11 protein-coding genes and 1 pseudogene are annotated in these 13,745 nt (G+C 62.6%); 9 read left to right on the top strand and 3 right to left on the bottom strand.

The window, feature by feature from the left end:
• Positions 1–197 precede the first annotated feature (197 nt).
• Complete coding sequence (locus E4P82_RS19300) at positions 198–686, bottom strand: hypothetical protein (RefSeq protein ID WP_169250401.1); 489 nt, start codon at positions 684–686, stop codon at positions 198–200.
• Positions 687–988: 302 nt separating this feature from the next.
• Between E4P82_RS19300 and E4P82_RS19295 the strand changes: the two genes are divergently transcribed.
• A complete protein-coding gene (locus E4P82_RS19295; RefSeq protein WP_169250400.1) occupies positions 989–1,837 on the top strand; it encodes a hypothetical protein in 849 nt (282 codons plus the stop codon).
• 264 nt (positions 1,838–2,101) lie between these two features.
• Here the strand turns inward: E4P82_RS19295 and E4P82_RS23870 are convergent, their stop codons facing one another.
• Positions 2,102–2,653, bottom strand: coding sequence for a ProQ/FINO family protein (locus E4P82_RS23870; protein WP_478219236.1), 552 nt, complete (start codon positions 2,651–2,653; stop codon positions 2,102–2,104).
• A 77-nt stretch (positions 2,654–2,730) separates the two neighbouring features.
• Positions 2,731–2,976: a CPBP family intramembrane glutamic endopeptidase gene (locus E4P82_RS23865; protein WP_420887144.1), complete on the bottom strand. Its 246-nt coding sequence runs from the start codon at positions 2,974–2,976 to the stop codon at positions 2,731–2,733.
• A gap of 770 nt (positions 2,977–3,746) precedes the next feature.
• Here E4P82_RS23865 and E4P82_RS19280 point away from each other — a divergent pair.
• The 8 genes and pseudogenes from E4P82_RS19280 (at position 3,747) to E4P82_RS19245 (ending at position 13,080) form a co-directional block, all read left to right on the top strand.
• Entirely contained in the window at positions 3,747–4,148 is a 402-nt protein-coding gene (locus tag E4P82_RS19280) for an Hpt domain-containing protein (RefSeq protein ID WP_169250397.1), read from the top strand.
• A 218-nt stretch (positions 4,149–4,366) separates the two neighbouring features.
• Positions 4,367–4,795 (top strand): annotated as a pseudogene (locus E4P82_RS22515) (TonB-dependent receptor plug domain-containing protein); the annotation flags it as partial.
• A 160-nt stretch (positions 4,796–4,955) separates the two neighbouring features.
• The gene (locus E4P82_RS22510) at positions 4,956–6,293 is read left to right on the top strand and encodes a TonB-dependent receptor plug domain-containing protein (protein ID WP_312915781.1); all 1,338 of its coding nucleotides are present in this window, start codon (positions 4,956–4,958) and stop codon (positions 6,291–6,293) included.
• 9 nt (positions 6,294–6,302) lie between these two features.
• Complete coding sequence (locus tag E4P82_RS19265; RefSeq protein ID WP_169250395.1) at positions 6,303–7,280, top strand: type 1 periplasmic-binding domain-containing protein; 978 nt, start codon at positions 6,303–6,305, stop codon at positions 7,278–7,280.
• Positions 7,281–7,302: 22 nt separating this feature from the next.
• Positions 7,303–9,738 carry an ATP-binding protein gene (locus E4P82_RS19260; protein ID WP_169250394.1) on the top strand — a complete coding sequence of 812 codons (2,436 nt, stop codon included), beginning with the start codon at positions 7,303–7,305 and terminating at the stop codon, positions 9,736–9,738.
• A gap of 169 nt (positions 9,739–9,907) precedes the next feature.
• A complete protein-coding gene (locus tag E4P82_RS19255) occupies positions 9,908–10,420 on the top strand; it encodes a response regulator (protein ID WP_169250393.1) in 513 nt (170 codons plus the stop codon).
• Between the two features lie 920 nt (positions 10,421–11,340).
• Positions 11,341–11,862 (top strand): hypothetical protein, encoded by a 522-nt coding sequence (locus E4P82_RS19250; protein ID WP_169250392.1) that lies wholly within the window; start codon positions 11,341–11,343, stop codon positions 11,860–11,862.
• Positions 11,863–12,246: 384 nt separating this feature from the next.
• Positions 12,247–13,080: a hypothetical protein gene (locus tag E4P82_RS19245; protein ID WP_169250391.1), complete on the top strand. Its 834-nt coding sequence runs from the start codon at positions 12,247–12,249 to the stop codon at positions 13,078–13,080.
• Positions 13,081–13,745: the final 665 nt, after the last annotated feature.

The following is a 13,745-nucleotide window of genomic DNA, read 5'->3' as shown; positions in this document are numbered from 1 at the left end:
CCATGTTTATATGGCCTCAATTCGACTCATGCTGCGAAGAATTTGTAAAGAACGAGTATTATTACAAGGGACTGCTTTAGAGGTAGCTTAGGTAATTGAGTTTTTTCACAGCTTCTAAGGGAGCGACGTCGGGGGTACGGTCTGGCAGCCGAGCAAACCCACCCCCAGTACGCACGGCAGGACGATCCGGTGGCGTTTCATCGCTGACCTCCCCGCCGATCCCACGCCTCTGCGGGCGACTCAAACCCGGTCGGGACCCGAGAGACCGCGCCGACCCGATAGGCCGGCCGCACCTCGAAGCTGACCAGGCGGTTAACCGGGTCTTCGATCAGTTGCCACGCCGGTCCCGCCAGGCGTTCCAGAATCGTGCCCAAGTCGCGTGGACCGAGATTTCGTTGATTTTCGGGATAGGGCTGCTGGTACAGCCGCCCGATATCGGGATCGGCGGCGTCCTCGCTGGCCAAGCGGTACCCCGTCCCCTCCAGGATTTGCAGTAGACCCTCCAACACGGTGCGTCCTTGCACCGGCCGGTAGACGATCTGCCGGAGGTCCGGGTCGATGACCGGTTCCGTGATGATCGTGTAACCCCGGTACAGCGCCGGAGTGGGGGTGTCGGCGGCATGGCTGACCGAAAGAATCAGCGCGGTGGCAAAGCCCAAGCTCAAAGGGCGTGCTTTCGATGCCATGGTCATGGCCTCGTTGATGACAAGAAATCGTACTTTATTTAGCCTCATGAACACTCATAAGTCAACAATATTTATTGTTGTTTGGGCTTTATTTTATAAAGTAATTTAAAGTATAAATAAATTAATGGCCTACAAACGCATGGAATGGGTTGTCACTCAGGAAATCGGATGCAATGTTCAACAAACGATAAAAAATTCGGCGCACGAAAAATAGGATCAACCACACGTTCTAGGTAAGGCGAGCGTGGTCTGTGATAATAGGGTGATATCCATCATGACTTTCCCAACGCACCACACACCGTATGGCCCTGTCCCTGGAACACCTCACTCGATTGCTGCTGGCCACCCTCGACGATGTCACGCGTCTTGCCGCCATAGTGGATACGGCGATGCAACAAAGTGATCATCCCGCGTTCGAGCTGTCGCCCGATGGGGTAATCTGGTACCTGAATCGCGCGGCGTGCGTGGCCATTGGGCTGGACCCCCAACTGGCGGTGGGCACCCGCTTGGTCACGTATGTCAATGATGGATTGATGACCCAGCGGCGGTTGGAAGCGCTGAGCCAACACCCACAGGCGCAGTCTTGGTCCGACGCCTGGCGGTGTGAACAACAGATGATCCCCTGTCAGCTCACCGGCTTTGCGATCCCGCGCTCGCTGGCCAGCGAACGCCCTCGACTCATCGTCTGGGCCGAACCCACGCCCGGACCGGCGGACCCGACGCAACGCGTGGATGACGAGCCACCGGTCGATACCCTCATCCCGGGCGACCGGCCCGTCCAGGCGCACGATCTGGACCCCTTACGCCAGAAACTGGGTCTGGGCGTGAGCCGATTCTGCGAGTTGTTAGGGATGACGCCCGTGACCTGGTATGCCTGGCGGCGGCATTTGGACGCTCCCCTGCCCAGCCGCACGATCGCGCTGCATATGCGGTTACTGGATGTGTTCCCCGAACTGGCTCGATTGGGCGCGCAACCCTTGGATTTGCAGGAGGCCCTGCGTACCCAGCGTGGGGTCGATTTGACGTTTACGGAATTGGCGCTGCTGTTGGGCGTGGAGCGGCGCGGCGGGGTATGGGTGGTCGCGGGGCTATGCGGCCAGCGAGCCCGTGCAGGCCTTGACCGCGTCCTTGCTGTATCTGGTCCTCAATAAGTCCCGGCAGGATTGGGAGCAGTATCAACGCCTGCTCGATCGGCAGGCATCCCTGGAAGGTGTGGATCTCCAGCGCACCCACTCTTGGTCAACCGGTGCTCAGCTGAGCGCCGACGCATCGGGCACGACGTCGGCCCGAACGCCTCGCGGCCGGCCTTTTCGGACCCAAACCCCGGCCCCAACACCGGATGCCGCCGATGACGCCAACCCCCCAGACGTAAAGCCCCAGCGCGCGCCGGGAAAAAAACCCGGCAAACGCCGGGGTTAGCTTTTCGGCGCGGGCCGACGCCGCTTCCGATAGGTCACCGTCGGCAGCGGTGGCTGTTCGCCTCGTTTCGCGGCTTCTCGGGCACGGTCCTCGGCGGCTTTCCGTTCCAGGTTTCGCAAGCGGTTGCGCTCGTTTTCCTCGCGCCGGCGCTGCTTTTCGGCGGCTCGTCGCTCCCGCTCGGCGATCCGCGCGGCCTTGGCCGCCTGCTGTTGTTTCTCCAGGGCACGGTGCTGGCGGTGGCGGGTGGCGGTTTCTTTCTGCCGCCGCTGGTGCTCGCCCAGCAGGCGCACCGCCTCGCTACGAGCCAGGGCGTCCACCTCGCCAGCCGGCTGCCCGTCCAGGTCGTAGCGTAGTCCACCCGGTCGGTGCAACACCGCCAAGAGATAGCCGGCTCGCCCGGTATGGTTGGCCAACACCCGCCGCAGCAGGTCGGGATCGACTGGCTCGCCCTGGTGGATCAACCGTTCGCGGATGTCCACATCGATGTCGAGCTTGAGGGGAAGGATCGCGTCGTAGTCCTGGGGAAAGGCCTTGGGGAAGCGTGCCATCAGGTGGCGGTGGAGGGTAGTGGCTTGTTTGCGGGCGGTGGACATGCGGATGGATGAGGTTTTGAATGATCGGGACTTTAGGATGTGGTTGGAGGTGCCGCGAAAGCGAGTTGGTGCACAGCGTTGACCGTGAAGTGGAGCATCACGGCGTAATGAATGCGCCCAGTCCAATAATACACCGCGCCGTAACCGAGCCCAGCCAAGCTCGCCAGAAGCGCGAACGAAAATCCGCCGCCCAGATGAACCGCTCCGAAAAACGCGCTCGTACCGATCAGGCCCAGGGTATCGGCACGGGGCCAGCGGCGGTGATGCGCCCAACGCATGAGCGCGGTTTGCACGATCCCTCGAAAAAAAACTCTCCTCCAGGACGCAAACAAACACAAGGTTGTAGGCAAGCCCGTAAGCCAGAGCCGGGATCGGCGCCGTCGTCCAGCCCGGCCGCGCGTGGCCCAGCAACAGCGTGAGCGGGATGAGCGCCAGCAGCGTGGCCGATAGCAGCAACGCAAACGTTTTTCGAGGTCGCTCGATTCCCCAACGCCAACGATCCGGTTCGATGCGAGCCAGTACCAGCGGTGGCACGATCCCGAGCAAAATCATTTTTTCGGGCGGGAACCCAGCAACGAGGCTATCGGTTTCCAGAAGCGAAACGGGCGTGAACCCCGGAAGTCGGTGAAACCCCAAGAGCAAGACGCTCGACACGTAGGTCAGCCAACCCATCGTTCGGCCGACGACGGTCGGGAGGTGATTCGTTGCGAGCGCCCGCGCCAAAACGACGATCCCGGCCAGCACCGGTAGGATCGTGGGCTGGACGTTCCCCAGTTCCACCATCCACGCAAACAGCGTCCCGAGCAGAATCCCACCGCCGTACAGCAAGGCACGTCGGCCGGACAACAATCCTAACCAAAACAAGAGTCCGCCACCGAATAACAACGTTGCGGGAAGCATGAGCGCCGTCGAGGTCTGCTGGGTTTAACCTCGGATTATGTTACCCCAGACCGCGCGCTCACGTTGAGGTGCGGCGTGGGGGCTGGGTTGAAGCCGCGCTCCCATCGCGATAAGCTGCCATTGTTATCCAGTCATCGAACGTCCAGTCATGGAAACCGTGCCGGTCCTACTCAATGTCGAAACGGCATTGGCCGCTTGTCGTGGCGACTCGACGTTGGCTCGTGCGTTGATCGAACAATACTGCCTCGATCTGCCCGCCGAACGAGCCGAGCTGGCCAAGGCGCGCGCGCTCGACCCCCCGGATTGGGAGGCGATCCGCGAGCGGGCGCACCGCTTGCGCTCCGGCAGCGCCTATCTCGGCGCGGAACGGATTGCCGCCGCCGCGCGGGATTTGGAAGCGGGCGTTCTCGCGCGCCGCTCCCCAGATGCCCTGGCGGTGGCGTGGCGGACGCTGGAACGCGCGTTCGAAGCGTTTTCAGCGGTGCCCATCGAGGACTGGGAAAAACATCCGCGGGTTGTAAACAGGCTTGCGGATAGCGCAGGAGCGTAATCGCTAAACACATAGCGGGTATCATCATAACGCGGTGACCCTTCAACCCCCCTCGGCCGACCACCCTGCTGATCGGTCGGTGCCGGGTGTTTTTGGTGAGGGTCATTTCGGTGAAATTGTGTCGATACCTGTCTGTGCCGTCGCCAGCGCGCCAAGGACGCCCGCTCTTCGGGTGGTCTTCCTCGCGCACTGTTTGGTATGTTCTCGTGCTGGCCAGCATGGGATCAAATTCTCATCTAGGGATCGCCGCTGGCACGAGTGGCGATCGTGACGACCTGGAGCCGGGTAGCCCGCCGTTGGTGCTGACGCCCTCACGATTGCCCCAACGTTTGGATGAATCGCCCAGCACAGTGACGGTGATCGACCGCGCACTGATCGAAGCCTCGGGCGCGCGTCGTTTGGTGGATGTCCTCCGCTTAGTGCCCGGTTTTCAGGTCGGTTACAAGATCAACAGTCTGCCGACCGCCGCCTACCACGGCCTGAACGACGAGTACGCACGTCGCACTCTGCTGCTGCTGAACGGGCAGCGGATTTTTCAATATGCGCGAGGCGTGATCGAATGGAACAACCTGCCTGTTCCCCTGGAAAACATCGAACGGATCGAGGTGATCCGAGGCCCGGCCGCCGCCGCGTATGGTTCCAATGCCCTACAAGCGGTGATCAACATCCAGACCGGCGGCGCCGCTGAATACGCCGGTTTTTCCAGTCGAATCACGAGCGGCGATGACGGCATCGCCGACGGTTTCCTGCGATACGGCGGACGATGGGGAAGGTTGAATTACGCCTTTTCCCTGGCGAGCGTGGGCGATGACGGCTATCCAGGCATCCACGATAACCGCCGCAACACCAATCTATCGTTCCTCGGCGACATCCCGTTCGCGGCGGGTGGCGAACTACAACTGCAAGCCGGATTCGCGCGGGGCGATTACCAAATTCAGGACCCTAACCCCGCCCTGCCAACGAATCCGCGCGACTTTCCAGTCACCGATCATTTTCAGAGCCTGCGCTGGCGGTGGCCTGGCGCGGCGAATGACGAGTGGGTCGTCACGTTGTCGCACAACGCCTTTCACTACGGCGACCAGGGCTTTACCAACGACCGCCTGCTCCCCGGCATCGTCTTGCGTTTCGATTACGACATCCAAGAAACGCGTTACGAAGCCGACGCCCAATATCTCCGACGCTTTTCCGACCGCTGGCGCGCCACGGCCGGCCTCGGTTATTACCACGAGGCGGTGCATTCCCCCCCGCTACTTCGATACCGACGAGACTTTGGACAACGCGGTGTCCTGGTTGGCGGGTCACACCGAGTACCGAATCGATCCCGCCTGGGTGGTGAATGTCGGCGCCATGCTGGAGCATTCGTCGCTCACGCGATCGTGGCTGTTTCTGCCCCGGATCTCGGTCCACCATCATCTGGACGGTCGGCAAACCCTGCGGATCGCCTACGCGACGGGCTCGCGCCAACCCACCCTGTACGAAAACGACGGTCGGGCCATCGTGCGCGCGACGAACGCGCCGCTGACGATCTATGGCGTCATCGCCAGCGGTGATCTCGACCCGGAAATCAGCCGTTCCCTGGAGGTGGGCTATCATTGGCAGTCCGGGCGCAATCAATTCGACGCGCGCCTATTTCGCGAGCGCTATTCCGACTACATTGGCACCTACTACCGACCCGCGCCCGACGTGCCGACCATGCTGCCGGGCGTGGTTCTGGACTTCGCCAACGACGACCCGATCACGGTTCGCGGGCTGGAAGCGCAATGGGATTGGCGCAATGGATCGGGTACCCGACTCTTTGCCAGTTACGCGCTGACGACCATCGACGCCTCGGGGACGCGCTTCGATGCCGGCTACCAAGACACCGCGCCACGCCATGGGTTGGGGCTACTGGTCAGTCAGGAATTCGGCAACGGTTGGCAGGCGAGTTTGAACTACGACTATCAGTCGGGGATGCAGTGGTATCGAGACGAGCCGATCGACCGCTATCACCAATTGGGCGCGCGGATCGCTAAGCGCTTCAAGCTCGGTTCCACCCCTGTTGCTGCCGAGGTCATCGGCGCCAACTTGTTGGGACCCATCGAGGATTATTTGCCGGATCAATCCTGGGATCGCACCCTCTTCTTCCGTGTATCGGTCGATTACTGATTTCAGTTCATGTGGCGACGACGACTCGGTCGATGGGTGCTGAGTGTTTGTTTAATCCTCAATGCCAACTTGGTGGCGGCCAGTACGCTGTTATTTCTGACGGCAGAGGAAACGCCGCTCTATCAGGCGTGGTCGCGCGATCCTCACCGTTCACCGACTTTGTGCTTCACGCTGGCTCGACCGAGCGCGGACGTCACCTTGCAAGGCTTTCTAAGCCTGGATCGTCCCGAAGGGCCGCCAATTCCCGCTCGAAAGACCCAGACGCTCGACTCCCTCGCTGATCTGTGCCATCGCGAACGAGCCCAGGTGGTGGTCGCCCTGGGTGACGAAGCAGCCCGCATGATCCTTCGGGCTTGTCAGTTGCCCACCTTGCTGGTCGGGATGACCCGTCAGCAACTCGCGCCGTTGCTCGCCGACGCGCGGCGCGAACCCGTCTCGGCGATCTATCGCGAAGCCGATCCGTCGCTGGATTTGCGGTTGGCGCGCGCGCTGTTGCCAAATGCTCGAACCGTGGGGGTACTGGTCCCCACTCCCGAACCGGCATGGTTGATGTCGCTCCGGGTCGAGGGGCGACGCTTGGCATTCGCGCTGGACGAAATCGCCGTCACCGATGATCTGGACGCCGTGCGGATGCTACGTCCGCGTTTGACCGGCCTGGATGCCGTGCTGTTGCCACCCGACGCGAACATCGTCAACGAATGGTCGTTGAAGCCGCTGCTGTTGATGACCGTGCGTCAAGGCGTGCCCGTCCTTGGCGGATCGACCGCGCGATACGTCGAAGCGGGGGTTCTGGCGGCCGTGGTCGCCGATGAGCGGCGAATGCCGGAACAGATGCGCGCCCTGATCGCCGAACTGGCCCATGGCCGAACGCCTCATCCGACCTATCCGGCGTCGGTTCGCGTCGCGATTAACCGGACCGTGGCCGAAACCCTGAGCGTTTCCGCCGAAGCGATTCACCGTGCTTGGTCACTGTTTTCGACACCTTGAACTTTACGAATCGAGAAGATCAATGCTGTTTTTCATCCGTGGTCCGTGCCGCCTCAGTATCCACCGCCAGATCATGACCATCGCGCTGGCTCCAGCGTTGGTGGTGACGGGCTTGTTGGTGTTCGTGATTTACCAAGGCAACGTCCAATTCAACCAGCGGTTGCTGAACCAGCAGGGCCAGTTACTGGCCGCGCAACTGGCCGCCGCCCTGGAATATGGCCTGGCGACCGGGGCACTGGCGCAACTACCGGCCATCGTGGAGGCCGCCGTCCAGCCAGCAACCGCCATTCTGGGAACGCCCGTGCGCGGTGTGACCGTTACCGACCGGAACGGTCAGCTGTTGTACCGGTGGCCCACCGCCAATCCGGCGCTACCGGTACCGGAGCCCTTGACCGATCCGATCGTGGCTTCGGTGGAGGAACAACCCCTGCGGTTTGCCGCGCCGGTGCTGCTGCAACCCCTCTCGTTTTCCACCTCCGCGCCGGCTCCACGGCTCTTGGGTCGAGTGGATGTCGAATTATCGGTGGCCGCCGCGCAAGCCCATTGGCAGCGACGCCTGCTCTGGGATTTGGGAGGCGTTCTGCTGGCGTTCGCCGGTGCCGTCGGTCTCGCGCATTGGACCGGTCAGCGACTATCAGGCGCCATCCGCCAAATCGCCGGGGCGATCCAGCGCATCAAAAACGGCGATCTCGCCGCGCGGGTCCGCCAAACCGACGCCTGCGAGTTGGGCACGCTCCAAGAAGGCGTGAACCTGTTGGCCGATGCCATCGAGCGCGGCAAGGCGCGTCTGGACGGAGAACTCGCCGAGATCCGATCGGAGTACCAGCAGACCCTGGAGGCCCTCCAGGTCCAATCGCGCGCCGCCGAACGGGCGAATCAAGCGAAAAGCTTGTTTCTGGCCAAGGTCTCGCACGAAATGCGCACCCCCCTGTACTCGATTCAAGGTTTGATCGAGCATCTGCTGAAAGCCGAGCGAGCCGAAGCCGAGACCCGGACCCTACGTACGATCTCGGCCGCCGCCGAGACCCTGTATCGTCATATCAGCGACATTCTCGATTTTACCCAACTGGAAAAAGGCAAGTACGCGCCAACGCATGTGCCGCTGGAGGTGCGGGACGAATTGGATGCTGTCGCCGCGCCGCTGGAACCGCTACTGGTTCCACGTGGGCTCTACCTGGATGTGATCGTCGCGCGGGACGTGCCGCCGGCCGTGGAAAGCGATCGTAAAGCGTTTCACGCGATCCTAGCCAACTTGCTCGGTAATGCCGTCAAATACACCGAATCGGGCGGAATCGTGGTGCAAATAGAGGTGAGCGCCTCCATGTCCGACGTCACCCCGAACCCAACACCCGTCCTTCGCGTGCGAGTATCCGACACCGGCTGCGGCATTCCGCCTGACCGACTGAAGACGATCTTCGCGCCGTTCGAGCAAGTCGACGAAGCACTGAATCGCCGCCATGCCGGCACCGGCTTGGGCCTGTCCATCGTCAAAGGCTATTGCGAGCTGCTGGGCGGTCGCATCACCGTCGCCAGCGCCTTGGATGACGGCTCGATCTTCACGATCGAGCTACCGCTCCGTTTGCCGGTCGAGCCGATGAGCGCCCGCCCGCCCGCAGCCGTCATCCCGGCCGGATTGCGGGCGCTGGTGGCGGACGAACGGGCTTCGTTTCGGGCCTCGGTCTCGACTCGCTTGGCCGATCTGGGCATCGCCGTCGTGGAATGTGCGCTTTCACCAACCGCCTTGGCGATCGCGCCAGTGTCCGACTCAGTTCACGACCTGCCGGTCACGCGGGACCTCTCTGGATTGTCCGCCGGGATGTTGCCAACGGTGGTGGCGGGGCTTCGTCGCCAAGCGAATCGGTTGATCGTGCTGGAAACGCGCTGCGATGCGGGGGTGGAGCAACGGCTGCGGCAGGGGGGACTGGACCTGATTTTGTGGTCGGGCGTGACCCGTGATCCGTTGCGCGTGGCGCTGGCACGGGTCTTTCAGGAGAACACGCCGAGCACGATTTCGAAAATCGATCCGGTCACGCCGTTCTCGCCGCCGCACCGGCCTTTGGCTGGCCGAACCGTGCTGGTGGTCGAGGACTACGCGATCAATCGGGCGATCATGGCGAATCAGTTGCGAGGGAACGGCGCGCGAGTACTCGAAGCCGGCGACGGCGACGCGGCGGTGGCGCAGGCGGCGGAACCCGGTCTCGACCTGATCCTGATGGACATCCAGATGCCGGGCAAGGATGGTATCGCGGCGATCCGGGAGATCCGAGCGTTACCCGCACTCGATCATCTGCCGATCTTGGGATTTACCGCCAGCGCCGATAAACCGACCCATCAACGCATTCTGGCGGCGGGCGCGAACGGCGTGTTGACCAAACCGCTCGGCGAAGTCGATCTCATACGGGCCGTGCGGCGGGCGATACAGCGACATCGGCCGGCTCCCGCAACTAAGGAAGGATGAACCAGGATCCGGCGATTGAATGGCTTCCGCGTCCGCTGGGCCATTCCGTTCTCGAACGGCCCAGTGCGGCGCCGGGCGAGCAGCCTTCGGGCCGGCCAGACCTATCGTGAGCGCCGCGCTTGAGGGTATCCGCTTCAATCACATCACGATCGAATGGAAGGATTGCGTCATGTCCACCGAAAAAACAACGCCCTGTATTTTAGTCGTCGATGATTGCACGATCACCTGCCAACTGCTGACCGCCTTGCTGACGACCGAAGGCTATCGCGTTACTGCCGCCCGCGACGGAGCGAGCGGCTTGGCCGCCGCACGGAACCACAGCCCTGATCTCGCCATTGTCGACTTGCACCTGCCCGATCTATCCGGGATCGAGCTGGCGGGCCGTCTCCAACCCGATGTCCCTTTTTTGGCCCTCACCATCGACCGGTCGCCCGAGGCGGTCCAGGCTTGCATCGATCAAGGGGCGTTGGGCTACTTGGTCAAGCCGCTTGACGCCGAAACCTTCCTGCGCCATGTCCAGGTCGCGTTGGAGCGCGGCCGGGAGCAACGCAACCTGCGCCGCGCCCTGCGAGACAATCCCGCCGTCAACAAGGCGTTGGGGGGTATTGATGGGGGTTTCTACGGATCTCGGAACAACGCGCGTTCAAAATGCTGGTCACGCGGGCCTCGGCGCGCAACGTGAAAGCGGTGGCGCTAGCGGGGGACATTCTTGCGGCGAGTGAGACGCTGGCCCAGACAGCCATGGATAATCCATTTAGGACCAACATCCGAGGCACCGAGCGCGAAGCAGCACGCGCTTTCCTCCACCGCTTTCGATCGGGGCATCACTAAAAAGCTTGCATGGTCAAGATTTTTTTTCTATAGTATTTTTTGCAGATATCGGGCAAGCGTCCTCGGGGTCCGAGGCGCGCGGGCAAGCGCCTACAGCGCTGACTCGTAAACGAGGGTCAGTTTTCTGTTTCGCCCTTCATTCGATTCAATCACAGTTGTCTCATCATAACGCGGTGAGCCGGCCACAAAGCAGCGATCGTATTCCGTTTCCCTAAGATGGGGAGCTGATCGTATCGTGGGTGTGCCTTGCGCGAGGTGAGACATGGTCTCTGCATTTTTTGCTCGGTCGTCGGCGGTCGCCGGCGCATCTTTAGTGGTTGCAATCCCCTTCCCGCTCGCGGGAAGCAGGATAGGCGTCGCGGTTTGTTCGCTCCGTATAACGAGCGGCGTCAGAAGCGGTTCTGGCGGAGACTTTAATCTCCCCCAGAACCTGACCAGTACCGACCTACATTGGAGGTCAGCCATGGCTAGTTCACCGGATTGCCCGCCGGTATACTGCCCCGCGCCCACCGGGTATTCCGTTCTCCCTCTGTCGTCCGACGCTCCGGTTTCCCTCGCGGCGGAACGGCAACCTACCCGTTCTCATCGCCCGGTGACCGGGACGTATCCCGTGATCCACGAACCCTGGACGACGCAGCGCGCTGTCGAGGAGCTGGCGCTCATCCCGAAACATCGGGTGTTCATCAGGCGCCCGATCCAAGAACGACGTGCTCGACCACCGCGAGACGGCTTGCCCCGGCGGATACCCGCGCGCGGACCGGGGTTGTCCTGATGCGCGTTAAGCCTGCCCCCGCCGATAGCTGCACGGTCGACCCCGCCGACACTCCCGCGACGGCCCCGGAGTGTAGCAGAAACCCGCACCGGCTTGATCGCGAACCCCAACGCATCGCCTACGACCTCTGGTGTCTTCAGGAAAACCGCCGAATCGCGCGTCAGCCGCTGGCATCGCTGGACGGGCTGATCCACACGTTGCGGGCACGGAACCCATGGCTGGAGGTCTCGGACATCGAGCGGGGGACCGCATTGTTCCTGGCTTGGACGCTGACGGAAGTCACCCGGTCTTGCGCGGCGCGCCATCGGTATGTTTTTGAAGTTCCCCGATTGCGTCCGCAAACGGTGGTGGCGCGTGCGCCGTGCCCGGCGACCGATTCATCGCCGGTGTCCAACGATTGCACCGTCAGGGGATTTGCCCGCTATAATGGCAAGAATGACCGAACCCCCGACCCGGGTGATTCGAACGCAACAAGAGGTTTGTCGGCACCAGAAAAGCAAAAGCAGCGCCCCCAAAACTGAAAACCCCCGCCAAGGCGAGGGTTCCAGGGGACGTCTTGCAAAGATCACCGGCCAAAGATCCGCTAAGGACGACAATCAGCATTCAACTCAACTGAATCTGATTATAGCGGACCGGTTGGGACTTGCAAGACCTCCTCCGAGGGTTATTTGTCTTTGTTAACCAGGGGAGTCTTATGAACAACACCCAGATTCGCGATCCGCGTGCATCCCTCCGCGGGACGGCAATGCGCCGTCCTCGACGGCTCAGCGAACCGCCCGGCCGCGTGCCGCAGTAACGACCTGACCGACCTCCACCGGCTTCGACGCCGGACCGCCTCCGAACCCTGTGGGCGGCCCCGGTCCGACCCGAGCCTGTCCCGGCCATGTCCGCCTGGCTTGCCCCCCGTGCCCGTTCCCGGCGCTCTCGCGGCGCCGGCGGCCATGTGCGGCCCGCCCTTTCCGAGCGCCCCCCCGGACCGGCTGGCGACCGCCATCGCCAAGGTGGTCACCGTCGCTGGCAACCGCTGCGGGCACGATCCGGCTGCCCCGCGCTGGTTCGCACCGCCCCCCCAGCACGCCGCCCGACCCAAGATCCTCCTGCAACTCCAGGAACGGGTCCGCGCCTACTTCGACGACCCGACGGTCCTACCCAGCCTCAACGCCGCCAACGGCTCACCCCGGCAACAGCGCAGCGAGCGGCGGGAAGCCTGCCTGGATCTCTTGGGCGCGCTGGTGCACTACCTCGACCTAGCCACCCTGCGGGTGGGGATTCCTCAAGCCGACGGCTCGACCCAAGGGCTATCGCTGGCGTTTCTGGCCGAAAGAGCCGGCCTCGGCCGACGCCGGGCCGAGCGGGCCTGCCGCGACCTGCGCCGCGCCGGGCTGGTCACCGTCCACCCGCGCACCCAATCGACCGGCGACGACCACTACCGGGGTCTACCAGCCATTCGCGGCGTGCCCGAAGCCCTCTTCCAAGTCTTTGGTCTCAGCAAATGGCTTCAGCATGAGCGGGACAAAGCGGTCAAGCGCCATCGGCGCCATCGGCGCCGACAAGACGCCACCGCCACGGCGGCCGAGCAAGGCCGGCGCGCCCTGAATGGAGACGCCGCTCGCCAACGTGCCGAAACCGCCGCCCCGGTGGCACCCGCCGAGGCGGTCATGGACACCGCGCGGCGCGACACCGCCCACGCCGCGCTGGGCGCGCTATTGGGCCGGCTGCGAGGGCGACCGCCCGACTGAAGCGGGGCGTCCCCCCCTCGCCACCGCCTCACCCTCCGTCACCCCTTCAATCCCCTCGGGGCCAAGCCCACGCGGCCTCGCGTCGGCCGTCCACCGTTCCCCCTCCTCCTCCCGCCGGCCGATTCCCTGCCGAGCGGATCAAGCGAGCGGTTTCCAGCGCCGAATCGGACCCCTGACGACTCATCACGGCTCGCCGCAATCAAATTGCCGTTCATTAAGTGTCGAATATTTTTAAAATAACTGTCGAACACCACGCGGAACCATCCCCAAGCCCTCCATTAGTGTCGGACATCCCCACCGTTAGGTGGTGGCGCTATTACTCAATAGCTTTCTCAGAACATCAACAAACAAACCGAAAAGATCAAAAGACTAGACTTCCATCACTTGATGATTTCTTATACCATCTCATGGATAGCAGCTAGAGGCGTCCACGAAGCACGGTCAATAGACCAAGGACACGTAGGTACAGGCACACCCAGAATAGGAAGAAACACACTGACGACAACACGAGACCAAGTTCTATAGTCGCGAGGCCAAGACAACACGAAGACCCCACAGGCCACAATCTGCGCCTGGCCCATGTTGCAAGTGGTGTTTAAGAAGAAACGCTAGTACGCACCACTGGACGAGATGTCATCTCCAGAAGTGGGTGCGACTCCGATGAC

Source organism: Candidatus Competibacter phosphatis (genome assembly GCF_012939995.1).
Classification (GTDB): domain Bacteria; phylum Pseudomonadota; class Gammaproteobacteria; order Competibacterales; family Competibacteraceae; genus Competibacter; species Competibacter phosphatis.
Note: the sequence above shows the minus strand (reverse complement) of the source record. Positions and strands in the feature narration are given on the sequence as shown.

Coding starts and splice junctions, on each gene's coding strand:
- E4P82_RS19300 (WP_169250401.1), bottom strand. CDS start 686: ATGGCATCGAAAGCACGCCCTTTGAGCTTGGGCTTTGCCACCGCGCTG.
- E4P82_RS19295 (WP_169250400.1), top strand. CDS start 989: ATGGCCCTGTCCCTGGAACACCTCACTCGATTGCTGCTGGCCACCCTC.
- E4P82_RS23870 (WP_478219236.1), bottom strand. CDS start 2,653: ATGGCACGCTTCCCCAAGGCCTTTCCCCAGGACTACGACGCGATCCTT.
- E4P82_RS23865 (WP_420887144.1), bottom strand. CDS start 2,976: ATGCGTTGGGCGCATCACCGCCGCTGGCCCCGTGCCGATACCCTGGGC.
- E4P82_RS19280 (WP_169250397.1), top strand. CDS start 3,747: ATGGAAACCGTGCCGGTCCTACTCAATGTCGAAACGGCATTGGCCGCT.
- E4P82_RS22510 (WP_312915781.1), top strand. CDS start 4,956: ATGACGGCTATCCAGGCATCCACGATAACCGCCGCAACACCAATCTAT.
- E4P82_RS19265 (WP_169250395.1), top strand. CDS start 6,303: ATGTGGCGACGACGACTCGGTCGATGGGTGCTGAGTGTTTGTTTAATC.
- E4P82_RS19260 (WP_169250394.1), top strand. CDS start 7,303: ATGCTGTTTTTCATCCGTGGTCCGTGCCGCCTCAGTATCCACCGCCAG.
- E4P82_RS19255 (WP_169250393.1), top strand. CDS start 9,908: ATGTCCACCGAAAAAACAACGCCCTGTATTTTAGTCGTCGATGATTGC.
- E4P82_RS19250 (WP_169250392.1), top strand. CDS start 11,341: ATGCGCGTTAAGCCTGCCCCCGCCGATAGCTGCACGGTCGACCCCGCC.